We start from the raw sequence: 25,183 nt of genomic DNA, 5'->3' as shown, positions 1-25,183 counted from the left end.
GGCCCTTCCTTATTGCTAGGCAGCCCGTTGAAGCTGTTTTGGGGTCACAGACACGTACTCGCTCACGGGGCGACCGGCGTTGCCACGGCCGACCGGCTTCAACCGAACTTCGAGAAGGGTATCGACGATGAGCCGCTGCTGCGAGAGCTCAAGCTCATCCCAGGCAGCGGCAACCTCATCGCGAGTGACCCCGATGAAGCCGCTCACGATCGCCGGCGCCTGCAGAGCGTTGGCGCGCTTCTCGGCCGCCTCGATCTTGGGCAACTGTTCGGCTTCCACAACGGTGAGCGCCCGCGCGGTGAGCTTGCCCTGAGCGGCTTCCGCGTAGAACTCGTCCAGGCGAGCGCGGAGCAGCTTGACCTCAGCCTGGGCCTCCTCAACCTTTCGCAGGTAGTCGTCATCGCCAACGGCGTACGACTCGGCAAAGCGGGGTGACGTCAGCCAGCCGAACAGTTCAGACCTCACGAACACGTCGACCGGTTCCATCTTCGCGCTCGCGTGGAACCCCTTAGTCGAGCCGCCCCTGCCAGGCTGGACACACGAGTACCGGGGGCCGTACTGGTTCCGCTGTGCCCCGGTTGGGGTGCTGCACTCATCACACAGCATGATCCCCGAGAGCCAGTGAACCGCCTTCCCCGGACGAGAGTTGTACTTGCGTCGCTTACGGGTGTTGATGATGGAGAGGCAGGCTGCGTGGACGGCGAGACTGATGATCATTGGCCACGCCTCCTCCGCCGTCACTTCGCCGTGGTGGGTCCGGCGGCCTATGTACCGAGGGTCGGCCGCGTAGTCGACGACGGTCGCGGAGTGCCATCGAGACATGATGAGCGGCTCATCCCGTGCGTTGAAGTCGCGCGAAACGTCGATCGGCTTCTCGCCGGAGGTAAGCCGGCGCCTTGCCTCCTCTTGTAGATGCAGGTGATCAGTGATCATCTGCAGTGTGTTCGGATGGAGATAGGCATTCTCGGGGAGGTCTGGAGACCAACGCACCAGGTGCGCCACGGTCGTAGGTCGCCACTGTCGGGCGGGAGGCGCGACCCCGCGGCGGTTCAGGTCGACAGCGATGCTTCGATACGTCTGGCCGTCGGCGACTCGGGTGCAGATCTCCCTGACGATCTTGGCCTCGGCAGGGTCTTCCTCCACTCGGAGCAGGTCCCCGGTGCGCGGGTCGTAGACCCGCTGGTAACCGTAGGCGCGCTGTCCGTGCGGACGGCCGTTGACTGCGTTGGCGCGAAGGGAACGCAGTACGTTGTCGCGCATCTCGTCGACTTCGCGCTCGCCGATCAAGGCATCCAGACCGGTTCGGAACCGGTCATCCTTGTTGGACAAGTCGTAAATCTTCCCGCCGTAGCACCAGAGCACCCCGTGCTCGGCGCAGGCGTCCCGGAGCCGAACGTAGACAGCCAAGTCCCGTTGAAGGCGCGTGGCGGCCCAGCAGAACGCGATGTCGAGCTTCCCGGCCTCGATCCACTCGATCATCCGCTCGAAGTCTTCGCGCTCGGCGCCAGGACCATGGCGGGAGGCCGAGCGGCCATCGTCGATGAACTCCTCGACGATCGACGCAGACAGCCGGTCGGCATCTCGCTGGTTCGCGTCGAGTTGCTCGCGGACCGACTCGCCCTTGCGCCCCTTCCGCCCGTGGTAACTGCTCTTCCGGGCGTAGGAGCCTCCCCGCAGGCCGGCGTATGGGCTCCTCCCGGTGCCCGGGCTGGCAAAAGTGGCTATGCCCATGGCTCCCCCTCCTTGATCACCTCAGAGTATGTATAACTCGGAGGAACCAAGGTCGCGCCCAACGCGTAGCGGGCCCGGGGCCTTCTCCCGGCCCCCTCGGTCCCCCCGGTCCCTTCCAGGACCTCAGGGCGTCTCCTCTGCCGTCTTCCGCTCCCCGTCCGCCGGGCGGCGGGAGGCGGCGGAGCGCTGTTCGACGTAGGCGAGGCGGTCGGCGAAGACCCGGGCCGCGTCGGGGGTGAGCGTCCGGAGGGCGACGAGGGCGGTGAAGACGACGTCGCAGAGCTCGTGCTGGACGTCCTCCCAGCTGTGGGTGACGCCCTTGCGCGGGTTCTGGCCGGTGGCGCCGATCACCGCGGCGCCGACCTCGCCGACCTCCTCGGAGAGCTTGAGGATCCGCAGCAGGCGCTCCTCCCGGGGCGACTGCGTGCCCTGCTCGTCGAGCCACGCGACGAGGTGGTCCACGCTCTCCCAGATCCGGCTGTCCATGCGCGCTGCTCCCGTGCGGTGTCGTTGGTGCTGCCACCGTACGGGAGGCGCTGCGGACGCACGGGAACGGCGTGGGGGGTGAGGGGCGGGCTCCCGGTCAGCGGGTGCTGATCTTCACGTGGCGGATGTTCACGGGGAGGGTGGGGAAGCCGTCGCCGGGGTTGTTCTGGTCGTCCTCGCCGCCCGCGGCGATCTTCTGCAGGACGTCCAGGCCCGCCGTGATCCGGCCGAACGGGGTGTAGGCGGGGGAGAGCTTGGTGTCCTTCCAGACGAAGAAGAACTGGCTGCCGTTGGTGTTCGGACCGGCGTTGGCCATCGCCACGGTGCCGGCCGGGTAGGTGGCGCCGGTCAGGTTCTCGTCCGGGAAGGAGTAGCCGGGCCCGCCGCTGCCCGTTCCGGTCGGGTCGCCGCACTGCAGGACGTAGAGCCGCTGGGTGGTGAGGCGGTGGCAGTGGCTGCGGTCGAAGTAGTCGTGCTCGGCGAGGAAGCGGAACGAGAAGGTGGTGCAGGGCGCCTTGTCGGTCAGCGCCTGGAAGGTGATCGCGCCCTGGCTGGTGCGCAGGGTGGCGCGGTAGGGCTGGGCGGCCTTCTCGGCGTCGAAGACGGGGATGCCCTTGAAGTTGTCGGCCGGCACCGCGGGCGTGTAGGCGCAGGCGGGCGCGGGCGGCGGGGTGTCCGCGACGGCGGTGCCGGTGCTCGCCGTGAGCGGGAGGACGGTGGCGACGGCGAGCAGGGCCCAGGGTGCGCGCTTCACGTGACGGGCCTTCCGGAGGGTGGTGGACGGCGGGGTTGGCATGGCGCCATCATCCACGCCGGGGCGGCGATCCGGTAGAGGTCGGTAGGGGCCGTTGGGTTTCAGGCCCCGTCGGGCGGGTGGAGGGTCAGGAGGGCTCCGGGGGAACGGGGTTGGCCCGGGGTGCGGAGGTGAACAGCCCGGCGCGGGCGGCCAGCGCGGCGGCGTCGGCGGCCCGCTCGGCGGTGTGGGCGTCGAGCGGCTCGCCGGTGACGAACAGCCGGTAGTAGAGCGGGGCGGTGGCGGCCCGGACCACCTCGGCGCCGTCCGTTCCGGTGGGCAACTCGCCCCGGGCGACGGCTCGTTCGGCGACCTCGGCGGCCTGGCGGTGGCGGGAGGCGAAGAAGGCGCGCAGGGCGGTCGCGCCGGTGTCGGAGCGCTGAGCGGCGAAGATCAGCGCGGTGGGGGTGGCCCCCAGGTCGGGATCGGTGAAGACGGTGAACACCTCCCGGGTGATCAGCCGCAGGTCCTCGCGGAGGTCGCCGGTGTCGGGCAGCGGCCAGGGCCGGTCGGCCGAGGCGGTCAGGGCGTCCGCGACCAGGCCGTCCACTCCGCCCCACCGCCGGTACAGCGTCGCCTTGTGGACGCCGGAGCGGCTCGCGACCGCCTCGACGGTGAGGCCGTCGTACCCCTTCTCGGCGACCTCGGCGAGCGTGGCGGCGACCACCCCCTCCCGGACCCGGGCGCTGCGGCCGCCGGGGCGCGGGGTCGGGGTGCGGGGCTCGGGGTGGGTCGTCGCGGGGTGGGTCGGCTCCGGGGCGCTCTCGTTCAAAGTCGACTCCAGTCGCGTTAAGGCTTGCTGTGGTGTGGCGGCCGTGCCATGCTCATCGTAATGCGACCTTGGTCGCGTTACGAGAGGAGTCTGCGTGACCGCCACCGCCATTCCCGACCCCACTGCCCTGCACCCGCTCGCCGGCCACGACCGGGTCGTCCTGCTGCGCCCGCTCGTCACCGACCCGCGGATCGAGGTCGGCGAGTACACCTACTTCGACGACCCCGAAGGGGCCACCCGCTTCGAGGAGCGCAACGTCCTCTACGCCTACGGACCCGAGCGGCTGGTGATCGGAAAGTACTGCGCGATCGCCACCGGGGCCCGCTTCCTGATGGCCGGCGCCGCCCACCCGACCATCGGCGTGTCCACCTTCCCGTTCACGATGTTCGGCGGCGAGTGGACCGAGCGGACCCTCGACCTCGTCACCGGCCTGCCCAGCCGGGGCGACACCGTGATCGGCAACGACGTCTGGTTCGGCTTCGGCGCCACTGTCCTGCCCGGCGTCCGGATCGGCGACGGCGCGATCATCGCGGCCGGTGCGATGGTCACCGCCGACGTCGAGCCCTACACCATCGTCGGCGGCAACCCCGCCCGCCCGATCCGGCGCCGCTTCGAGGGCGCCGACGTCGAGCGACTGCTCCGTGCGGCCTGGTGGAACTGGCCGGTCGAGCTCGTCACCGAGCACGTCCGCGCCATCATGTCCGGGACCCCGGCCGACATCGAGGAGATCGCCGCGGCGAACGGCCTGCTCGCCCGCTGACCTGCCGGGCCTGGGAAGGACGTCGGCCCCGGGGGCGCTGGAGCCCTCCGGAGATCCAGTGAGCTGCGGCAGGGCGTTGATCACGGGTGGGCCGGTGCGGGAGGATGGCGTCCCCCTGCTCCATGCTCCGCCCCGTCGATAGCTGCGCCCTTCGCCCAGCTCCAGGGTCCGTCCGACGCCGTACGGTACTCGCGCCCCGCCGGTTCCGTTCGCTCGGAGGGATCTGACTCATGCGCGCCTCCCTGTCCGTGTCTTCGTCCTCATCGGCCCTTCGCGACCTGCCGGTTCTCCTGGTGGCGGTGGTGTGGGGGTCGAGCTTCCTCGCCGTCCAGCGGGTGGCGGAGCCCGGGACGGCCGTGGCGATGCTGGTCCTGCGGTTCGGGCTGGTGCTGCCGCTGCTCGGGATGGTCGCCTGGCCGGCGCTACGGAGGCTGAGCCGCGCCGAGTGGCTGGGCGGCGGCGCACTGGGGCTGGTGCTCAGCGGGATCTTCCTGCTGGAGACGTACGGTGCCGTGCACACCTCCGCCACCAATGCCGGGCTGATCATCAGCCTCGCGATGGTGCTCACCCCGCTCGGCGAGAGCGTCCTCAGCCGGACGGCGCCGCCGCGCGCCTTCCTCGCGGCCGCCGCGCTGGCCGTGCTCGGCGTCGCGCTGCTCACCGGGGACGGCGGGCTGCGCCCGCCTTCGCCCGGCGACCTGCTGGTGCTGGGCGCCGCCCTGGTTCGCTCGGCCTTCGTCCTGGCGACGGCCCGCGCCCGCGCCGTCCGCGGAACCGACATGCTGGCCCTGACCTGGGTCCAACTCGCCGTCGCGACAGCCGTGTTCGCGGCCGTCGCGCCAGCCGTAGGGCCGTCGCCGTGGGCCGTCGCCCGCTCGTACGGGCCCGGCCAGTGGGCCTGGTTGCTGCACCTGTCCCTGTTGTGCACGCTGTTCGCCTTCTTCGTTCAGATGTGGGCTGTCCGCGCCACCTCGCCGTCCCGGGTGAGTCTGTTGCTCGGCACCGAACCGCTGTGGGCCGCCGTCTTTGGCATCACCATCGCCGGGAACCGGATGGGTCCGCTCGCCCTGGTCGGCGGAGCCCTGGTCATGGTCGCCACCGAGTGGGGCCGCCGCACCGCTCCCGCCTCCGTCCCCGCTCCCGCTCCCGTCCGGCGCGGGGAGACCGAAGCCGTTGAGTCCGAAGCCGTCGAGTCCGAGGCCGTCGAGTCCGAGGCCGCTGGATCTGTTGTCGCCGAGTCCGCGACCGGGGTCGGGGAGCGGGGCCCGGAGCCGGCCCCGGTGTGATCCGCTGTGGTGGTCACCGGCGACTCAGCGTCCGACGGGCGTAGACCGTGCCCCAGCCCGGCTGGTGCTCGGCGTACCGGGCGGCGGGCGGCGGGAGGGGGAGGGCCCCGAGGACCGTTTCGCACGCTTGTGAACGAAGGGTCAAGCGAGCGTTCGGTCCCCCGCCACCCCTCAGGGTGAGCCGCTATAACACGTCAACATGACGCCTCGAAATTTGCTCCCGTCGACGCATAGTTGATATAGGAGCGCGGCTCTGACCAGCCGCTTCACAAGTAAATGCGACTGGTTGTGACCATTTGACTTCTTTGTGTTGACAACTCTGGGCATGTTCATATTCGTCACGATTCCCATCGTGGCGTAGATCACAAAGATGACGTTGAACTGCGTGTCGCAGATCACAAGCCGACGGGCATAGGATGCGCTCGTTCCAGGCTTTGTGAACTGCCTCACATGAGGCGGATCCCGGGAACCGGAACGCGGGTTCACCTCAGCGTGACCTGCCGGTTCCGATCTGCAGTCAAGGACGACTGGACGGAGGGAGCGGGGGCTATGAATGCCTACGCGCCGATCCTCGTACTCGGTGCCATCGCGGCGGCGTTCGCGGTCGGCTCCGTCGTGATGGCCTCACTCACCGGCCCCAAGCGCTACAACCGGGCCAAGTTGGAGGCGTACGAGTGCGGCATCGAGCCGACCCCGCAGCCCGTGGGCGGCGGTCGGTTCCCGATCAAGTACTACCTGACGGCGATGCTCTTCATCGTCTTCGACATCGAGATCGTCTTTCTCTATCCCTGGGCGGTGACCTTCGACGCCCTGGGGATCTTCGGGTTGGTCGAGATGCTCCTGTTCATCGCCACGGTCTTCGTCGCCTACGCCTACGTGTGGCGCCGCGGCGGCCTGGAGTGGGACTGAGCGCGGGGTGGCCGCCGCCTTTGTGAACGAGCGGACAAGCCCGAACGGGCCGACGTACCACAGGACTTGAGGGCTTCTTGAGGGCATTGAGAGGGATCTGATGGGAATCGAGGAGAAGCTGCCGAGCGGCTTTCTGCTCACGACCGTGGAGACGGCCGCCGGTTGGGTGCGCAAGGCGTCACTCTTCCCGGCCACCTTCGGTCTGGCCTGCTGCGCGATCGAGATGATGACCACCGGCGCAGGCCGCTACGACCTGGCCCGGTTCGGCATGGAGGTGTTCCGGGGTTCCCCCCGGCAGGCCGATCTGATGATCGTGGCGGGTCGGGTGAGCCAGAAGATGGCCCCGGTGCTGCGCCAGGTGTACGACCAGATGGCCAACCCGAAGTGGGTCATCTCGATGGGCGTCTGCGCCTCCTCGGGCGGGATGTTCAACAACTACGCGATCGTGCAGGGCGTCGACCACATCGTCCCGGTGGACATCTACCTGCCCGGTTGCCCGCCCCGCCCGGAGATGCTGATGGACGCCATCCTGAAGCTGCACGACAAGATCCAGCACGAGCCGCTGGGCGCGAACCGGATCCGGGCCGAGGAACTGGGCGAGGCGCTCGCCCTCAAGGCCACCCCGGTCAGCGAGATGCGGGGGCTGCTGCGATGAACGAGCAGGTACCCGAGACCCGTCGCGAGCACCCGGTCCACGAGATCCCGGTCGAGGTGGTCGGCCGCCGGCAGGGCATGTTCGGTGCCCAGGACAGCGGCGACACCTCCGGCTTCGGCGGCCTGGCCGCGCCGATCGTGCTGCCCGGCCCGAGCGAACGGCCGTACGGCGGCTGGTTCGACGAGGTCGCCGACGAGCTGGAGGGCGCCCTGGAGGAGCAGGGCCTGGACCCGGTCGAGGTGATCGAGAAGACCGTCGTCGACCGCGGCGAGCTCACCTTCCACATCGACCGCGCCCACCTGCTCCGGACCGCCCGCACCCTGCGCGACGACCCGGCGCTGCGCTTCGAACTGTGCCTGGGCGTGAGCGGCGTGCACTACCCCGACGACAAGGGCCGCGAGCTGCACGCGGTCTACCACCTGCGGTCGATCACCCACGGACGGCTGATCCGGGTGGAGGTCACCGCGCCGGACGCCGACCCGCGCATCCCCTCCGTGGTGAGCGTCTACCCGACCAACGACTGGCACGAGCGCGAGGCCTACGACTTCTTCGGCCTGGTCTTCGAAGGCCACCCGGCGCTCACCCGGATCATGATGCCGGACGACTGGCTGGGCCACCCGCAGCGCAAGGACTACCCGCTCGGCGGCATCCCCGTCGAGTACAAGGGCGCCCAGATCCCGGCTCCCGACCAGCGGAGGTCGTACAGCTGATGAGTACTCGGCACCACGAAGATGCTCGGCACGACGAAGAGACTCGACCCCACGAGGAGACCGAGCAGGCAGAGGCCCGGGAGACCACCGAGGGCCGGGTCTTCACGGTCACCGGCGGCGACTGGGGCGAGGTGGTCGAGGCGGTCGGCCGGGCCGACGACGAGCGCATCATCGTCAACATGGGCCCCCAGCACCCGTCCACCCACGGCGTGCTGCGGCTGATCCTGGAGATCGACGGCGAGACGGTGAAGGAGGCCCGCTGCGGCATCGGCTACCTCCACACCGGCATCGAGAAGAACATGGAGTTCCGCAACTGGGTCCAGGGCACCACCTTCGTGACCCGGATGGACTACCTGACCCCGCTGTTCAACGAGACCGCGTACTGCCTGGCCGTCGAGAAGCTGCTCGGCATCACCGACGACATCCCGGACCGGGTCAGCGTGATCCGGGTGCTGATGATGGAGCTCAACCGGATCGCCTCGCACCTGGTCTGCCTGGCCACCGGTGGCATGGAGATCGGCTCCACCACCCTGATGATCTACGGCTTCCGCGACCGCGAGCTGATCCTGGACGTCTTCGAGCTGGTCACCGGCCTGCGCATGAACCACGCGTACGTGCGCCCCGGCGGCCTCGCCCAGGACCTCCCGCCCGGCGCCGTCGACCAGATCCGCGAATGCGTGAAGACCCTGCGCTCCCGGATGCACGAGTACGACAAACTCGCCACCGGGAACCCGGTGTTCAAGGCGCGCCTGGTCGACGTCGGCTTCCTCGACCTGCCCGGCTGCCTGGCCCTCGGCGCCACCGGCCCGATCCTGCGCGCCACCGGCCTGCCGCACGACCTGCGCAAGACCGACCCGTACTGCGGCTACCAGGACTACGACTTCGAGGTCGCGATCGCGGACAGCGCCGACTCCTACGGCCGCTTCCTGATCCGCCTGGAGGAGATGCGGCAGTCGCTGGGGATCGTCGAGCAGTGCCTGGACCGGCTGCGGCCGGGCCCGGTGATGGTGGCCGACAAGAAGATCGCCTGGCCCGCCCAACTCGCCGTCGGCCCGGACGGGATGGGCAACTCGCTCGACCACATCCGCAAGATCATGGGCACCTCGATGGAGGCCCTGATCCACCACTTCAAGCTGGTCACCGAGGGCTTCAGGGTCCCGGTCGGCCAGGCGTACGCGGCGGTCGAGTCGCCCAAGGGCGAGCTGGGCGTGCACGTGGTCAGCGACGGCGGGACGCGCCCGTACCGGGTCCATTTCCGGGATCCGTCGTTCACCAATCTGCAGACGATGGCGGCGATGTGCGAGGGCGGCCAGGTCGCCGACGTGATCGTCGCGGTGGCCGGGATCGACCCGGTGATGGGAGGCGTGGACCGGTGACAGACGTCCAGTTGGGGATGCCGGCGCTGCCGGCCACACCGTACCCCGAGGAGGTGCACGCCCGGCTTGCCGCCGACGCCGCGGAGCTGATCGGCCGCTACCCGCAGGCCCGGTCGGCGCTGCTGCCGCTGCTGCACCTGGTGCAGGCCGAGGAGGGCTTCGTCAGCCCGACCGGCATCCGGTTCTGCGCCGAGCAGCTGGACCTCACCACCGCCGAGGTCACCGCCGTCGCCACCTTCTACACCATGTACCGGCGGCGCCCGGCCGGGAAGTACCACGTCGGGGTCTGCACCAACACCCTGTGCGCGGTGCTCGGCGGCGACCAGATCTTCGACGAGCTCCAGCAGCACCTCGGCGTGCGCAACAACGAGACCACCGGGGACGGCGAGATCTCGATCGAGCACATCGAGTGCAACGCGGCCTGCGACTACGCGCCCGTGGTGATGGTCAACTGGGAGTTCTTCGACGACCAGACCCCGGAGAGCGCCAAGCGGCTGGTCGACGACCTGCGCGCGGGCCGGGAGGTCCGGCCGACCCGCGGCGCCCGGCTGTGCACCTTCAAGGAGTCCGCCCGGATCCTGGCGGGCTTCCCCGACGAGCGCCCGGGTGCCAACGACGAGTCCGGCGCGGGCGGCGCGCCCTCGCTGGCCGGCCTGCGCCTGGCCAAGGGCGAGGCGCTGCCCGGCACCGGCGGCACCAAGGTCGTCGCGCCCCGCCACGAGGGCACCGGCCACGAAGGGACGGAAGCGTGATGACCGCCGCCGAGCCGGCCGAGAAGCTGCTCACCCCCGTCCTGTCCGCCTCCTGGGACGACGAACGGCCCTGGACGCTGGCCACCTACCGCCGCCACCACGGCTACGACGGCCTCAAGGCGGCCCTGGCGATGCCGCCGGACGACGTGATCGCCCTGGTGAAGGACTCCGGGCTGCGCGGTCGCGGCGGTGCCGGCTTCCCCACCGGGATGAAGTGGCAGTTCATCCCGCAGAACGACGGCAAGCCGCACTACCTGGTGGTCAACGCGGACGAGTCCGAGCCGGGCACCTGCAAGGACATCCCGCTGCTGTTCGCCAACCCGCACGCGCTGATCGAGGGCATGATCATCGCCTCCTACGCGATCCGCTGCGACCACGCGTTCATCTACCTGCGCGGCGAGGTCGTCCCGGTGCTGCGCCGCCTGCACGCGGCCGTCGCCGAGGCGTACCAGGCCGGGCTGCTCGGCCGGGACATCCTCGGCTCGGGCGTCGACCTCGACATCACCGTGCACGCCGGAGCCGGCGCCTACATCTGCGGCGAGGAGACGGCACTGCTGGACTCGCTGGAGGGCCGCCGCGGCCAGCCCCGGCTGCGGCCGCCGTTCCCGGCGATCGCCGGCCTGTACGCCTGCCCGACGGTGGTCAACAACGTCGAGTCGATCGCCTCGGTGCCGCCGATCCTGGCCCGCGGCAAGGAGTGGTTCAAGGGCCTGGGCACCGAAAAGTCCCCCGGCTTCACGCTGTACTCGCTCTCCGGCCACGTCACCAACCCCGGCCAGTACGAGGCGCCGCTGGGCATCACGCTGCGCCAGCTGCTGGACATGAGCGGCGGCGTCCGCCCCGGGCACCGGCTCAAGTTCTGGACCCCGGGCGGCTCGTCCACCCCGATGTTCACCGACGAGCACCTGGACGTCCCGCTGGACTACGAGGGTGTCGGCGCGGCCGGCTCGATGCTCGGCACCAAGGCGCTGCAGGTCTTCGACGAGACCACCTGCGTGGTGCGGGCGGTCACCCGCTGGACCGAGTTCTACGCCCACGAGTCCTGCGGCAAGTGCACCCCCTGCCGCGAGGGCACCTACTGGCTGGTCCAGTTGCTCAAGCGGATCGAGGCGGGCGCGGGCGTCGACGGGGACCTGGAGAAGCTCCTCGACATCGCCGACAACATCAACGGCAAGTCCTTCTGCGCACTGGGCGACGGCGCCGCGAGCCCGATCGTCTCCTCCCTCCAGCACTTCCGGGCCGAGTACGAGCAGCACCTGGCCGAGCGCCGCTGCCCGTTCGACCCGGCCGCCTCCACCGTCTGGGCCGACGGCCCCCGCCCCGGCCACCAGTCCGCCACCGAAAGGGAGGTGCACGCGTGACGATCACAGAGCCATCCACCTCCACGGGCGACAAGGCCGCGGTCGAGCTGGTCACGCTCACCATCGACGGCGTCGAAGTGCAGGTCCCCAAGGGGACGTTGGTGATCCGGGCCGCCGAACGGATCGGCACCCAGATCCCGCGCTTCTGCGACCACCCGCTGCTCGACCCGGCCGGCGCCTGCCGGCAGTGCATCGTCGAGATCGAGGGCCAGCGCAAGCCCGTCGCCTCCTGCACCATCCCGGTCGCCGAGGGCATGGTGGTGCGCACCCAGGTGAGTTCACCGGTGGCCGAGAAGGCGCAGCGCGGCGTGATGGAGCTGCTGCTGATCAACCACCCGCTGGACTGCCCGGTCTGCGACAAGGGCGGCGAGTGCCCGCTGCAGAACCAGGCGATGTCCACGGGTGACGCCGACACCCGCTTCGAGGGGATGAAGCGCACCTACGAGAAGCCGATCCCGCTCAGCACCCAGGTGCTGCTGGACCGGGAGCGCTGCGTGCTGTGCGCGCGCTGCACCCGCTTCTCGCAGCAGATCGCCGGGGACCCGTTCATCGACCTGCTGGAACGCGGCGCGCTCCAGCAGGTCGGCACCGGGGACGACGAGCCGCTCGACTCGTACTTCTCCGGGAACACCATCCAGATCTGCCCGGTGGGCGCCCTGACCTCGGCGGCGTACCGCTTCCGCTCCCGCCCGTTCGACCTGGTCTCCTCGCCGAGCGTGTGCGAGCACTGCTCCTCGGGCTGCGCCCAGCGCACCGACCACCGGCGCGGCAAGGTGCTGCGCCGGCTGGCGGGCGAGGACCCGGCGGTCAACGAGGAGTGGAACTGCGACAAGGGCCGGTTCGCGTTCCGCTACGCCCAGCAGCGGGACCGGATCGCCACCCCGCTGGTGCGGGTGGACGGCGAGCTGGTGCCCGCCTCCTGGCCGGAGGCGCTGGCCCGGGCCGCCGAGGGACTGCGCGGCGCCCGCGTCGGGGTGCTGACCGGTGGCCGGGTCACCGTCGAGGACGCCTACGCGTACGGGAAGTTCGCGCGGGTGGTGCTCGGCACCAACGACGTGGACTTCCGGGCCCGCCCGCACAGCGGCGAGGAGGCGGACTTCCTGGCCGCCGCCGTCGCCGGGCGCGGGGTGGACGTGGACGGCGAGGGCCTGACCTACGAGCAGCTGGAGCAGGCGCCGGCGGTGCTGCTGGCGGGTTTCGAGCCGGAGGAGGAGTCGCCGATCGTCTTCCTGCGGCTGCGCAAGGCCAGCCGCGACCGGGGCCTGAAGGTGTACTCGGTGGCGGCGTTCGCCTCCCGGGGTCTGGCCAAGCTGCGCGGCGCGCTGCTGCCGGCCGCCCCGGGCACGGAGGCGGAGTGGTTCGCCGCGCTGGCCGCCGACGAGCCGCTGAACGACGAGGCCGGGCGGGCCGCCGAGCTGCTGCGCGGCCCGGGCGCGGTGATCCTGGTGGGCGAGCGGCTGGCCGCCGCCCCGGGCGCGCTGACGGCGGTGCTGCGCCTGGCGCACGCGACCGGCGCCCGGCTGGCGTGGGTGCCGCGCCGGGCGGGTGAGCGCGGTGCGGTCGAGGCGGGCCTGCTGCCGGGGCTGCTGCCCGGCGGCCGTCCGGTGGCGGCTCCGGCCGCCCGGGCGGAGGCCGCCGGGGTGTGGGGGGTGGCGGAGCTGCCGTCCCGGCCGGGCCGGGACACCGAGCAGATCCTGACGGCCGCGGCGCACGGCGAGCTGGACGCGCTGCTGGTCGGCGGCGTCGACCCGGACGACCTGCCGGATCCGGCGCTGGCCGACGCGGCGCTGGCGGCGGTGCCGTTCGTGGTGTCGCTGGAGCTGCGGCCCTCCGCGGTGACGGCGCGCGCGGACGTGGTGCTGCCGGTGGCGGCGGTGGCGGAGAAGGCCGGCGCCTTCCTGGACTGGGAGGGCCGGCTGCGGATGTTCGAGGCGGCGCTCAAGCCCGATCAGCAGATGGGCCGCCACCTGTACCCGGACCTGCGGGTGCTGACCATGCTGGCGGAGGCGCTGGGCCACCGGCTGGGTCTGCCGGATGTCCGGGCGGCCCGGCTGGAGCTGGACCACTTCACCCCGTGGACGGGTGACCGGTCCGCGGACCCGGCCGCGCACCCCGGCGTGCTGCCCCGCCCGGCCACCGGCCAGGCGGTGCTGGCGGGTTGGCGCCAGCTGCTGGACAACGGCACGTTGCAGCAGGGTGATCCGCACCTGGCGGGGACCCGGCACCGGGCGGTGGCCCGGGTCTCGCCGGCCACCGCGAAGGAGGTCGGTGCGCCGGAGGCCGGCGCCGAGGCGGGTGGGGCGGGCGGGGCGCTGCGGCTGACCGGCCCGGCCGGCTCGCTGACCCTGCCGCTGGAGGTCACCGACTCGATCCCGGACCGCACGGTCTGGATCCCGCTCAACTCCACGCCGGGCGGCGCCCACCGCGCGCTCGGCACCACCGTCGGCCATCTGGTCACGATCGCCGTGGCCGCCCCCGAGCCGGCCGCGAGGGCCGAGGCCGCGGCGGGCGACGCGGGCAGCGAAGGGGAGGAGCGATGACTCCGCAGCCGTACGAGACGCTCCACTTCTTCGGGCAGGACCCGTGGTGGCTGGTGCTGCTGAAGGCGGTGTTCTGCTTCGGCTTCCTGGTCCTGACGGTGCTGATCGCGATCGTCTGGGAGCGCAAGGTGGTGGCCTGGATGCAGCTGCGCATCGGGCCGAACCGGCACGGGCCGTGGGGGATGCTGCAGTCCCTGGCGGACGGCGTGAAGCTCGCGCTCAAGGAAGACCTGGTGGTCAAGGGCGCGGACAAGGTGGTCTACATCCTGGCCCCGATCGTCTGCGCCGTCCCGGCGTTCATGGCCTTCGCGGTGATCCCGTTCGGGCCGGCCGGCAACGAGGTGTCGATCTTCGGCACCCGGACGGCGATGCAGCTGACCGACTTCCCGGTGGCGCTGCTGTACATCCTGGCGACGGCCTCGATCGGCATCTACGGCATCGTGCTGGCCGGCTGGTCGTCCGGTTCGACGTACCCGCTGCTGGGCGGGCTGCGCTCGGCCGCGCAGATGGTTAGCTACGAGATCGCGATGGGCCTGTCCTTCGCGGCGGTGTTCATCTACTCGGGGTCGATGTCGACCTCGGAGATCGTGGCGCACCAGCAGCCGACCTGGTTCGCGGCGCTGCTGCCGGTGTCGTTCATCGTGTACATCATCGCGATGGTGGGTGAGACCAACCGGGCGCCGTTCGACCTCCCGGAGGCCGAGGGCGAGCTGGTCGGCGGTTTCAACACCGAGTACTCCTCGCTGAAGTTCGCGATGTTCATGCTGGCCGAGTACGTCAACATGGTGACCGTCTCGGCGGTGGCCTCCACCCTGTTCCTGGGCGGCTGGCGGGCCCCGTGGCCGGTGTCGACCTTCTGGGAGGGCGCCAACCACGGCTGGTGGCCGATGCTGTGGATCACGCTGAAGATCCAGCTGCTGCTGTTCTTCTTCATCTGGCTGCGCGGCACGCTGCCCCGGTTCCGCTACGACCAGTTCATGAAGCTGGGCTGGAAGGTGCTGATCCCGGTCTCGCTGGTGTGGCTGGTGCTGATCGCGAGCGTGCGGGCGCTGCGCAACGAGGGCTATGGCTTCGGCGAGGTGGTGCTGTACGTCGGCGCGCCGGTCGGGGCGATCCTGCTGCTCGCCCTGCTGCGGGACTTCCTGAAGAAGGAGCCCGAGCCCGAACCCGCCCTGCCGAAGGGGGAGTTCGACCCGATGGCGGGCGGATACCCGGTGCCCCCGCTGCCCGGACAGGAGCTCCCGCCGGTGCCGCGCCGGCGCAGCCGGGCCCCGAAGCAACTCCAGGACGCCCTCAACGGGGCCGACCATACCGAAGGGAGCTGAACCGAGATGTCGTCCGACCAGACGGAGCGGGCCGAGCGGCCCGACAAGCCGTCGATCCTCGGCCCGGCCGCCGGCTTCGGCGTGACCTTCAAGGCCATGTTCAAGAAGCGGCTCACCGAGCAGTACCCGGAGCAGAAGAAGCCCACCGCTCCGCGCTTCCACGGCCGCCACCAGCTGAACCGGCACCCGGACGGCCTGGAGAAGTGCGTCGGCTGCGAGCTGTGCGCGTGGGCCTGTCCGGCCGACGCCATCTACGTGGAGGGCGCGGACAACCGGGAGGAGGAGCGCTACTCGCCGGGCGAGCGCTACGGCGCGGTCTACCAGATCAACTACGCCCGCTGCATCCTGTGCGGGCTGTGCATCGAGGCCTGCCCGACCCGCGCGCTCACCATGACCAACGAGTACGAGCTGGCCGACTCCTCGCGCCGGGACCTGATCTTCACCAAGGAGCAGCTGCTGGTCGGCCTGTCCGAGGGCATGGTGGACGCCCCGCACGCGATCTTCCCGGGCGCCGACGAGGGCGCGTACTACCGGGGCGAGATCACCGCGGCGGCGCCCGGGACGGTCCAGCAGGAGCGCACCGACCGGGAGCGGGAGGTCCAGCAGTGACCTCCCTCAACCTGGCCGCGACCGGGACGACCTCCGTCGGGGAGGCCGTCCAGTTCTGGGTGCTCGCGGTGATCGCGGTCGGCGGCGCGCTCGGCATGGTGCTGATGCGCAAGGCCGTGCACAGCGCGCTGTGCCTGGCGGCCACGATGATGGCGCTGGCGGTCTGTTACATGGCGCAGGGCGCGGTGTTCCTGGGCGTGGTGCAGATCGTCGTCTACACCGGCGCGATCATGATGCTGTTCCTGTTCGTGGTGATGCTGGTCGGCGTCACCAGCGAGGACTCCCTGAAGGAGCAGCTGAAGGGCCAGCGGTTCGCCGCGGTGCTGTGCGGGCTGGGCTTCGGCGTGCTGCTGATCGCCGGGATCGCCAACGCGCGGCTGGACCACTTCACCGGCCTGTCCGAGGCGAACGCCGAGGGCAACGTGCCGGGCCTGGCCCGGCTGATCTTCACCCGGTACGTGTGGGCGTTCGAGGTCACCGGCGCGCTGCTGATCACCGCGGCGATCGGTGCGATGGTGCTGACCCACCGCGAGCACGTGAAGGCGCCGAAGACGCAGCGCGAGCTGGCCGCCCAGCGGGTCGTGGACAACCTCCAGCTGCCGCCGCTGCCGGCGCCGGGCGTGTACGCGCGGCACAACGCGGTGGACGTTCCGGCGCTGCTGCCGGACGGCACGATCGCCGAGGACTCGGTGATGGCGACGCTGCGCGAGCGCGGCCAGGTCCGGGACGTCAGCCAGGAGATGCTGCGGCGGATGGCCGAGCTGGAGAACACCACGGCGGACTGGCTGGGCCGGCCGTCGTCCGAGCGGCCGGCGGTCGCCGGACCGCGCAAGTCCCTGGAGCCGGTGCCGGCGTCGGTGCCGGCGTCGGTGAACGGCAAGGACGGCAACGGCGGTCCGAACGGTCTGAACGGCAACGGCGGTCTGAACGGCAACGGCGGTCTGAACGGCAACGGCGGTTCGAACGGCAAGGACGGCTTGAACGGCAGGGACGGCCTGAACGGCAAGGACGGCCTGAACGGCCGCGCCGACGAGGAGGGAGCGGAGTGAACCCGGCCAACTACCTGTACCTCGCGGCCCTGTTGTTCACCATCGGCGCGGCCGGAGTGCTGATCCGGCGCAACGCGATCGTGCTGTTCATGTGCGTGGAGCTGATGCTGAACGCCTCGAACCTCGCCCTGGTGACCTTCTCCCGGCTGCACGGCACCCTGGACGGCCAGATCATCGCGTTCTTCACGATGGTGGTCGCGGCGGCCGAGGTCGTGGTCGGCCTCGCCATCATCGTCTCCATCTTCCGGACCAGGCACTCCGCTTCGGTCGACGACAGCAATCTGATGAAGCTGTAGGCGGAGGGCCTCGGTGAACTCTCTCATTCCGCTGCTGGTGGCGGCCCCGCTGGCCGGCGCCGCCCTGCTCCTGCTCGGCGGCCGCGCGCTGGACCGCTTCGGCCACTGGCTGGCCACCGCCCTCGCGGCGCTCTCGTTCGGCTTCGGCCTGGCGCTGTTCTGGGACATGCTGGGCCGCGAGGCCGAGCACCGGGCCGTCACCGAGCACCTGTTCAGCTGGATCCCGGTGAACGGGTTCCAGGCCGACATGTCGTTCCGGCTCGACCAGTTGTCGATGACCTTCGTCCTGCTGATCACCGGCGTCGGCACGCTGATCCACCTGTACTCGGTGGGCTACATGGCGCACGACGAGCGCCGGCGCCGCTTCTTCGCGTACCTGAACCTGTTCCTGGCCGCCATGCTGCTGCTGGTGGTCGCCGACAACTACCTGCTGCTGTACTTCGGTTGGGAGGGCGTGGGCCTCGCCTCGTACCTGCTGATCGGTTTCTGGCAGCACAAGCCGAGCGCGGCGACGGCGGCGAAGAAGGCGTTCATCGTCAACCGGGTCGGTGACCTGGGCCTGTCGATCGCGATCATGCTGATGTTCACCGAGTTCGGCTCCTTCGCCTTCGAACCGGTCTTCGGTGGGGCGGCGCAGGCGAGCGAGGGCAAGCTGACGGCGATCGGCCTGATGCTGCTGCTGGCGGCCTGCGGCAAGTCGGCGCAGGTGCCGCTGCAGTCCTGGCTGGGCGACGCGATGGAGGGCCCGACCCCGGTGTCGGCGCTGATCCACGCGGCCACCATGGTGACCGCCGGCGTCTACCTGATCACCCGCTCGTCGGCGATCTTCGACCTGGCGCCGGACGCGCAGACCGCCGTGGTGGTGGTCGGCGCGGTCACGCTGCTGTTCGGTGCGATCGTCGGTTGCGCGAAGGACGACATCAAGAAGGCGCTGGCCGGGTCGACGATGTCGCAGATCGGCTACATGGTGCTGGCGGCCGGGCTCGGCCCGATCGGCTACGCCTTCGCGATCATGCACCTGGTGACGCACGGCTTCTTCAAGGCCGGGCTGTTCCTCGGCGCCGGGTCGGTCATGCACGGCATGAACGACGAGGTGAACATGCGTCACTACGGCGGCCTGCGCAAGTACATGCCGGTCACCTTCGTCACCTTCGGCCTCGGCTACCTGGCGATCATCGGCTTCCCCGGCCTGTCCGGCTTCTTCTCCAAGGACAAGATCATCGAGGCGGCCTTCGCCAAGGGCGGCACCGAGGGCTGGATCCTCGGCCTGTGCGCGCTGACCGGTGCCGCCGTCACCGCGTTCTACATGACCCGGGTGATGCTGCTGACCTTCTTCGGCGAGAAGCGCTGGCAGCCGGACGCGGAGGGCAACGCCCCGCACCCGCACGAGTCGCCGAAGACCATGACCATCCCGATGGTCCTGCTGGCCTTCGGCTCGGTCTTCGCGGGCGGGCTGTTCGCCTTCAACGACTCGTTCCTGACCTGGCTGGAGCCGGTCACCGGACACTCCGAGGGCAACTCGCCGCTCGCCCCGCTGGTGGTCACCGTGCTCACCACGGCCTGCATGCTGGCCGGCGTCCTCGTCTCGTACCTGATGTACGGGCGCTCCGCCGTCCCCGTGGTGCCGCCGGTCGGCTCCCCGCTCACCCGGGCCGCCCGCCGCGACCTGCTCCAGGACGACTTCAACCACGCCGTCCTGGTCCGCCCGGGCTCGGCGCTCACCGCGACGCTGGTCTACTTCGACAGCCGCGGTCTGGACGGCTTCGTCAACGGCCTGGCCGCCACCATCGGCGGCGTGTCCAGTCGGCTGCGGCGGGTCCAGAACGGCTTCGTCCGCTCGTACGCGCTCTCCATGTTCGGCGGCACGCTGGTGCTGGTCGCCACGACTCTCCTGATGAGGTCCGTCTGATGACTCGCGCAGATTCCACGTGGGGGGTGCGGCCATGAGCGCGTTGCTGACCGCCACCTGTGCCGTCCCGGCGGCCGGCGCGGTGCTGACCGCCGCCCTGCCCGCCGGGTCGACCGAGCGCCGCCGCTCGACCACCAAGGCCGTCGCCCTGGGCGTCTCGGTCGTCACCCTGGTGCTGGCCGCCGTGGTGGCGACCCGCTTCGACCCGCACGGCGATCGCTACCAGCTGACCGAGTCGTACAGCTGGATCCGCTCCTTCGGCATCACCTTCTCGCTCGGCGTGGACGGCATCGGCGCCGTCCTTGCCCTGCTCACCGCCGTCCTGGTGCCGGTGGTGATGCTGGCCTCCTGGCACGACGCCGACCCGGGGCCTGCCTCTCCCGACGGCACCTTTGAGGGCAGGCGCCGCACCCAGGGCTTCTTCGCCCTGATCCTGGCGGTGGAGGCGATGGTGGTCGTCTCCTTCTACGCCACCGACGTCTTCCTCTTCTACGTGTTCTTCGAAGCCATGCTGATCCCGATGTACTTCCTGATCGGCGGCTTCGGCGACCGGGCCGGCGGCCCCGACGCGGCGCGCCAGCGCTCGTACGCGGCCGTGAAGTTCCTGCTCTACAACCTGCTCGGCGGCCTGGTGATGCTGGCCGCCGTGATCGGCCTGTACGTGATCGCGCAGGACCAGGGCTTCGGCACCTTCGACCTCCGGACCCTCACCTCGGCGATCGCCGACGGCAAGCTCCAGCTGTCCGGCACCGCCGAGAAGGCGCTGTTCCTGGGCTTCTTCTTCGCCTTCGCGGTGAAGGCCCCGCTGTGGCCGCTGCACACCTGGCTGCCGAACGCGATGGGCGAGGCCACCGCCGGCACCGCCGTGCTGATCACCGCCGTGGTGGACAAGGTCGGCACCTTCGCGATGCTGCGCTTCTGCCTCGGGCTGTTCCCGCACGCCTCGAAGACCTTCGCCCCGGTGATCCTGGTCCTGTCGGTGATCGGGATCATCTACGGCGCGCTGCTGGCGGTCGGCCAGAAGGACATCAAGCGGCTGGTCGCCTACGCGTCGATCTCGCACTTCGGCTTCATCATCATGGGCATCTTCGCGCTGACCAGCCAGGGCCAGAGCGGCGCCACCCTCTACATGGTCAACCACGGCATCTCCACCGCCGCGTGGATGCTGGTGGCGGGCTTCCTGATCTCCCGCCGCGGCTCGCGGCTGATCGCCGACTACGGCGGGGTGCAGAAGGTCGCCCCGGTGCTCGCCGGGACGTTCCTGATCGGCGGTCTGGCCACCCTGTCGCTGCCCGGGCTGGCCCCGTTCGTCAGCGAGTTCCTGGTGCTGGTGGGCACGTTCACCCGCTACCCGGCGATCGGCATCGTGGCGACCTTCGGCATCGTGCTGGCCGCGCTGTACGCCCTGCTGCTGTACCAGCGCACCATGACCGGCCCGGTGAAGGCCGGCGTCGGCGGGATGCCCGACCTCAAGGTCCGCGAACTGGCCGTGGTCGCCCCGCTGGTGGCGCTGACCATCCTGCTCGGCGTCTACCCCAAGCCGCTCACCGACCTGGTCAACCCCTCGGTGAACGCGACGCTCTCGCAGGTCCACGAGACCGACCCGGCGCCGGCCCACCCGGTCGCCGCCACCTCAGGAGGTGAGCAGAAGTGAGCACCACCGGCATGCTCGCCGCCGCCGGCGGCAACACCGCCAGCATCCCGGCGCCGCACCTGGAGTACGGCCAGCTCTCCCCGATGCTGGTGGTGTTCGGCGCCGCCGTGGCCGGCATCCTGGTGGAGGCCTTCGTGCCCCGCCGGCACCGGCACTGGACGCAGGTGTCGCTCGCCCTGGCCGGGCTGATCGGCTCCTTCGTCGCCGTGGTGGTGCTGGCCTCCCAGGGCTTCGGCTCCACCCGGGTCGACCTGCTGGCCATGGAGTCCGTCGCGCTGGACGGCCCGGCGCTGTTCCTGCAGGGCGTGATCCTGCTGGCCGCCGTCGTCGCGGTGCTCACCTACGCCGAACGGAAGCTGGAGCCCAAGGCGGGCGGCCTGCCCGCCGACGCCTTCGCGGCCCAGGCCGCCGCCACCCCCGGCGGCGAGCAGGAGCGGGCCGCGGTCCGGGCCGGCTTCGCCACCAGCGAGGTCTTCCCGCTCACCATGTTCGCGGTCGGCGGGATGCTGCTGTTCCCCGCGGCCAACGACCTGCTGACGATGTTCGTGGCGCTGGAGGTCTTCTCCCTCCCGCTGTACCTGCTCTGCGCGCTGGCCCGGCGCCGCCGGCTGCTCTCCCAGGAGGCGGCCGTCAAGTACTTCCTGCTGGGCGCCTTCGCCTCGGCGTTCTTCCTGTTCGGCACCGCGCTGCTGTACGGCTACGCGGGCAGCGTGAAGCTCGGCGACATCTCGGACGTGATCTCCGGCAAGGCGATGACCACCCCGGCGCAGCTGAGCAGCACCCAGAGTGACGCGCTGCTGCTGATCGGCCTGGCGATGCTCGCGGTCGGCCTGCTGTTCAAGGTCGGCGCGGTGCCGTTCCACTCCTGGACCCCGGACGTGTACCAGGGCGCGCCGACCCCGGTGACCGGCTTCATGGCGGCGGCGACGAAGGTCGCGGCCTTCGGGGCGTTCCTGCGGCTGTTCTACGTGGCCTTCCCGGGCCTGCGGCTGGACTGGCGGCCGGTGCTGTGGGGGGTGGCGATCCTCACCATGGTGGTGGGCGCGGTGCTGGCGGTCACCCAGCAGGACGTCAAGCGGCTGCTGGCGTACTCCTCGATCGCGCACGCCGGGTTCATCCTCACGGGCGTGATCGCCACCAACAAGCAGGGCCTGTCCTCGGTGCTGTTCTACCTGCTGTCGTACTCCTTCGTGACGCTCGGCGCGTTCGCCGTGGTCACCCTGGTGCGCGACTCCAAGGGCGAGGCGACCCACCTGTCCAGCTGGGCCGGGCTGGGCCGGCGCTCGCCGCTGGTGGCGGCGGTGTTCGCACTGTTCCTGCTGGCCTTCGCCGGGATCCCGCTGACCTCCGGGTTCACCGGGAAGTTCGCGGTGTTCCAGGCGGCGGCGGCCGGCGGGGCGACGCCGCTGGTGATCGTCGGTGTGCTGAGTTCGGCGGTGGCCGCGTTCTTCTACATCCGGGTCATCGTGCTGATGTTCTTCTCCGACCCGAAGCCGGGCGGCCCGACGGTGGCGATCCCGAGCGCCTTCACGGCGACCGCGATCGGGGTGGGGGTGCTGGTCACGCTGGGTCTCGGCCTGCTGCCGCAGTACTTCCTGGACCTGGCGTCGAAGGCCGCGCTGTTCGTCCGCTGACCGCCGCCGGGGCGGCGCCGCCGCCCCGGGCCCGTCCGGGCCGCGCCCTCGGCGCGCGGTCCGGACGCGCGTTTGCCGCCGGCCCGCCGGCGGAGGGGCTCCGGCCCGTGTTTTCCAGCTGAATTCGCCCCCACCGCAGTACTGCCCCCACAGCCGCCCTGACCAGGGCATCCGGCCCGATCATGACAGGATCCGCACGCCCGTGCAGTGATCCACTCGTGACCGGATACCCTGCCTGTATGGCCAGCGGCGGCACTCAGGGACCAGGCCGCTAGATCGACCAGGGACAGAGGAGTGGTCTTCGTGACCGTCGTGGGACCCTTCGGGCTCAGCGTGCAGGACCGCGACCTGACCCGGGACGTTCAGGCCGGACTGGACGCGGTGGAGACGGCGCTCGCCGAGGCCGTCAAGAGCGACGTCCCGTTCATCACCATCACCGCCAGTCACCTCATCGAGGCCGGCGGCAAGCGCTTCCGTCCGCTGCTGCTGCTGCTGGCGGCGCAGTTCGGCGACCCGGGGGCGCCCGGTGTGGTGCCGGCGGCCGTCGTCGTCGAACTCACCCACCTGGCGACCCTGTACCACGACGACGTCATGGACGAGGCCCCGGTGCGCCGCGGCGCCCCCAGCGCCAACTCCCGCTGGGACAACTCGGTGGCCATCCTCACCGGCGACTTCCTGTTCTCCCGCGCCTCCCAGGTGCTCGCCGACCTCGGCCCCGAGGCGGTGCGGATGCAGGCCGACGCCTTCGAGCGGCTGGTCACCGGCCAGATCCTGGAGACCCGCGGCCCCGGCCCGGACGGCGACCCGCTGCTGCACTACCTCGACGTGCTGGCCGGCAAGACCGGTTCGCTGATCGCGGTCTCCTGCCGGATAGGAGCGCTGATGGCCGGCGCCGAGCCGTGGATGGTGGACACCCTCAGCGAGTTCGGCGAGCGGATCGGCATCGCCTTCCAGCTGGCCGACGACGTGCTGGACATCGCCAGCGACGGCCAGGAGTCCGGCAAGACCCCCGGCACCGACCTGCGCGAGGGCGTGCCGACCCTGCCGACCCTGCTGCTGGAGCAGATGCCGGCTGACCCCGCCGACCCGGCCGACACCCGGCTGCGCGAACTGCTCACCCTGGACCTCGCCGACGACGAGCTGCACGCCGAGGCGCTGCGGCTGCTGCGCCGCCACCCCGCGCTGGAGCGCGCCCGCCGGGAGACGCTGCGCCAGGCCGAGGACGCCCGGGCGCTGCTCGCCCCGCTGCCGGACTGCGCGGCGAAGGCGGCCCTGGAGGGGCTCTGCGACGCGGTGGCGATCCGGACCATGTGACCGGGGCGCGGCGGGCGGCAGCCCCTGACCGGCGGATCCGCGGACGGCGGGCCGGGTGTTCACCCGGATGGGGGAGACTGGCCCCTGTCAGCTCTGCCCTGCCGGGAAGGTCACCATGCGCCGCGTCGTCATAGCCGAGGACTCCGTACTGCTGCGGGAGGGCCTGACCCGGCTGCTCACCGACCGGGGCCTGGAGGTCGTGGCGGGTGTCGGGGACGGCGCCGCGCTGGTGAAGACCATCCACGACCTGGCCGCGGCCGGGCAACTGCCGGACGTCGTGGTCTCCGACGTGCGGATGCCGCCGAGCCACACCGACGAGGGCCTGCGCGCCTGCGTCGAGCTGCGCGGGCGCTACCCGGAGCTGAACGTGCTGGTGCTGTCGCAGTTCGTGGAGGAGCGGTACGCCTCCGAGCTGCTGGCCGGTTCGACCCGGGGCGTCGGCTACCTGCTGAAGGACCGGGTCGCGGAGGTGCGCGAGTTCGCGGACGCGGTGGTCCGGGTCGCCGAGGGCGGCACCGCGCTGGACCCGGAGGTGGTGCAGCAACTCCTCAGCCGCAGCCGCAAGGGCGACGTGCTGGCCAACCTCACCCCGCGCGAGCGGGAGGTGCTCGGGCTGATGGCGGAGGGCCGCACCAACAGCGCGGTGGCCAAGCAGCTGGTGGTCTCGGACGGCGCGGTGGAGAAGCACGTCAGCAACATCTTCCTGAAGCTGGGCCTGGCGCAGAGCCCGGAGGACCACCGCCGGGTGCTGGCGGTGCTCACCTACCTCAACTCGTAGCCGTCCCGGCGGCCGGGCAGCTCGGGGGTAGGGGGCGGGGGAGCGGCCGTCGGACGCGGAATGATCTCCGGCGGCCGGACGTTGTACCCCGTGTGCGGTTTGCGGTTCGGGCGCGGGCCGGTGTTTTCCCGCCGCACGTGGGAGTTCCGTCCGGGATCAAGTGCCCGCGCATAGGATGCGGGAGGTGCACCAAGCGGACGGGGCACGGGGCCGCGCCCGCGGTGGTGTGCCCTCGAGGAGGTCCGCGGCAGTGACCAGTCAGGTCGATCAGTCAGAGGCAGTGGACGGCTCGGACGGCGACGGTGGTCGTTCCGGGAACGGTGACGGACGCCCCGGTGCGGCCGTGCCCGCCGATCCAACGGCCCCGGGAGGTTCGCCGCCGAGGCACGGCAAGCCGATCCGCCGACTGGACCGGGTGATCATCCGTTTCGCCGGTGACTCGGGTGACGGCATGCAGCTCACCGGTGACCGGTTCACCTCGGAG

The 25,183-nt window shown here is 71.0% G+C and carries 21 protein-coding genes and 2 pseudogenes; 19 read left to right on the top strand and 4 right to left on the bottom strand.

What is annotated here, in order from left to right; all coding sequences use genetic code 11:
- Positions 1–15 precede the first annotated feature (15 nt).
- The 4 genes from AC07BF_RS10615 to AC07BF_RS10600 all read right to left on the bottom strand — a co-directional run bounded on the left by AC07BF_RS10615 (position 16) and on the right by AC07BF_RS10600 (position 3,782).
- Entirely contained in the window at positions 16–1,731 is a 1,716-nt protein-coding gene (locus AC07BF_RS10615; protein ID WP_478333228.1) for a recombinase family protein, read from the bottom strand.
- A gap of 123 nt (positions 1,732–1,854) precedes the next feature.
- Positions 1,855–2,217, bottom strand: coding sequence for a MazG-like family protein (locus tag AC07BF_RS10610; RefSeq protein WP_363585035.1), 363 nt, complete (start codon positions 2,215–2,217; stop codon positions 1,855–1,857).
- Positions 2,218–2,314: 97 nt separating this feature from the next.
- Positions 2,315–3,013, bottom strand: a complete 699-nt coding sequence (locus AC07BF_RS10605) for a peptidylprolyl isomerase (protein WP_363619149.1) — start codon at positions 3,011–3,013, stop codon at positions 2,315–2,317.
- Positions 3,014–3,098: 85 nt separating this feature from the next.
- Positions 3,099–3,782: a TetR/AcrR family transcriptional regulator gene (locus AC07BF_RS10600; RefSeq protein ID WP_478333227.1), complete on the bottom strand. Its 684-nt coding sequence runs from the start codon at positions 3,780–3,782 to the stop codon at positions 3,099–3,101.
- A gap of 94 nt (positions 3,783–3,876) precedes the next feature.
- Here AC07BF_RS10600 and AC07BF_RS10595 point away from each other — a divergent pair, with 94 nt between their 5' ends.
- From AC07BF_RS10595 to AC07BF_RS10505, 19 genes and pseudogenes are all read left to right on the top strand, one after another.
- Entirely contained in the window at positions 3,877–4,542 is a 666-nt protein-coding gene (locus AC07BF_RS10595; RefSeq protein ID WP_363585041.1) for a CatB-related O-acetyltransferase, read from the top strand.
- A gap of 230 nt (positions 4,543–4,772) precedes the next feature.
- Positions 4,773–5,828 carry a DMT family transporter gene (locus AC07BF_RS10590; RefSeq protein WP_478333226.1) on the top strand — a complete coding sequence of 352 codons (1,056 nt, stop codon included), beginning with the start codon at positions 4,773–4,775 and terminating at the stop codon, positions 5,826–5,828.
- Between the two features lie 549 nt (positions 5,829–6,377).
- Positions 6,378–6,737, top strand: coding sequence for an NADH-quinone oxidoreductase subunit A (locus tag AC07BF_RS10585; protein WP_030060100.1), 360 nt, complete (start codon positions 6,378–6,380; stop codon positions 6,735–6,737).
- Positions 6,738–6,837: 100 nt separating this feature from the next.
- A complete protein-coding gene (locus AC07BF_RS10580) occupies positions 6,838–7,392 on the top strand; it encodes a NuoB/complex I 20 kDa subunit family protein (protein WP_063348147.1) in 555 nt (184 codons plus the stop codon).
- On the top strand, positions 7,389–8,102 hold the full coding sequence (locus AC07BF_RS10575) for an NADH-quinone oxidoreductase subunit C (protein WP_478333225.1): 714 nt from the start codon (positions 7,389–7,391) through the stop codon (positions 8,100–8,102). Before AC07BF_RS10580 ends, AC07BF_RS10575 begins: the two co-directional genes overlap by 4 nt.
- Positions 8,102–9,478 carry an NADH-quinone oxidoreductase subunit D gene (locus tag AC07BF_RS10570; RefSeq protein ID WP_363585047.1) on the top strand — a complete coding sequence of 459 codons (1,377 nt, stop codon included), beginning with the start codon at positions 8,102–8,104 and terminating at the stop codon, positions 9,476–9,478. Before AC07BF_RS10575 ends, AC07BF_RS10570 begins: the two co-directional genes overlap by 1 nt.
- Positions 9,475–10,230, top strand: a complete 756-nt coding sequence (gene nuoE, locus AC07BF_RS10565) for an NADH-quinone oxidoreductase subunit NuoE (RefSeq protein WP_363585048.1) — start codon at positions 9,475–9,477, stop codon at positions 10,228–10,230. The genes AC07BF_RS10570 and nuoE overlap by 4 nt, the downstream gene beginning before the upstream one ends.
- A complete protein-coding gene (gene nuoF / locus AC07BF_RS10560; RefSeq protein ID WP_363585050.1) occupies positions 10,230–11,591 on the top strand; it encodes an NADH-quinone oxidoreductase subunit NuoF in 1,362 nt (453 codons plus the stop codon). The genes nuoE and nuoF overlap by 1 nt, the downstream gene beginning before the upstream one ends.
- Positions 11,588–14,131, top strand: a complete 2,544-nt coding sequence (locus AC07BF_RS10555) for an NADH-quinone oxidoreductase subunit G (protein ID WP_363585052.1) — start codon at positions 11,588–11,590, stop codon at positions 14,129–14,131. The genes nuoF and AC07BF_RS10555 overlap by 4 nt, the downstream gene beginning before the upstream one ends.
- Entirely contained in the window at positions 14,128–15,456 is a 1,329-nt protein-coding gene (nuoH, locus tag AC07BF_RS10550) for an NADH-quinone oxidoreductase subunit NuoH (protein WP_363632139.1), read from the top strand. The genes AC07BF_RS10555 and nuoH overlap by 4 nt, the downstream gene beginning before the upstream one ends.
- A 6-nt stretch (positions 15,457–15,462) precedes the next feature.
- The gene (gene nuoI / locus AC07BF_RS10545) at positions 15,463–16,065 is read left to right on the top strand and encodes an NADH-quinone oxidoreductase subunit NuoI (protein ID WP_363585056.1); all 603 of its coding nucleotides are present in this window, start codon (positions 15,463–15,465) and stop codon (positions 16,063–16,065) included.
- A pseudogene (locus tag AC07BF_RS10540) lies at positions 16,062–16,863 on the top strand (NADH-quinone oxidoreductase subunit J); the annotation flags it as partial. The gene nuoI and the pseudogene AC07BF_RS10540, both read left to right, overlap by 4 nt.
- Positions 16,864–17,110: 247 nt before the next feature.
- The gene (gene nuoK / locus AC07BF_RS10535; RefSeq protein WP_363585058.1) at positions 17,111–17,410 is read left to right on the top strand and encodes an NADH-quinone oxidoreductase subunit NuoK; all 300 of its coding nucleotides are present in this window, start codon (positions 17,111–17,113) and stop codon (positions 17,408–17,410) included.
- Positions 17,411–17,423: 13 nt separating this feature from the next.
- The gene (nuoL, locus tag AC07BF_RS10530) at positions 17,424–19,319 is read left to right on the top strand and encodes an NADH-quinone oxidoreductase subunit L (RefSeq protein ID WP_363585060.1); all 1,896 of its coding nucleotides are present in this window, start codon (positions 17,424–17,426) and stop codon (positions 19,317–19,319) included.
- Between the two features lie 34 nt (positions 19,320–19,353).
- Positions 19,354–20,973, top strand: a complete 1,620-nt coding sequence (locus AC07BF_RS10525) for an NADH-quinone oxidoreductase subunit M (RefSeq protein WP_363585062.1) — start codon at positions 19,354–19,356, stop codon at positions 20,971–20,973.
- Between the two features lie 11 nt (positions 20,974–20,984).
- Positions 20,985–22,607, top strand: coding sequence for an NADH-quinone oxidoreductase subunit NuoN (nuoN, locus tag AC07BF_RS10520; protein WP_400988844.1), 1,623 nt, complete (start codon positions 20,985–20,987; stop codon positions 22,605–22,607).
- A gap of 303 nt (positions 22,608–22,910) precedes the next feature.
- A complete protein-coding gene (locus AC07BF_RS10515; RefSeq protein ID WP_363585063.1) occupies positions 22,911–23,921 on the top strand; it encodes a polyprenyl synthetase family protein in 1,011 nt (336 codons plus the stop codon).
- A 115-nt stretch (positions 23,922–24,036) separates the two neighbouring features.
- Positions 24,037–24,699, top strand: a complete 663-nt coding sequence (locus AC07BF_RS10510; protein ID WP_363585065.1) for a response regulator transcription factor — start codon at positions 24,037–24,039, stop codon at positions 24,697–24,699.
- A 280-nt stretch (positions 24,700–24,979) separates the two neighbouring features.
- Positions 24,980–25,183 (top strand): annotated as a pseudogene (locus tag AC07BF_RS10505) (2-oxoacid:acceptor oxidoreductase subunit alpha); the annotation flags it as partial.

The organism is Kitasatospora sp. NPDC043950 (assembly GCF_056435345.1).
This window is presented reverse-complemented; position numbering and strand designations above follow the sequence as displayed.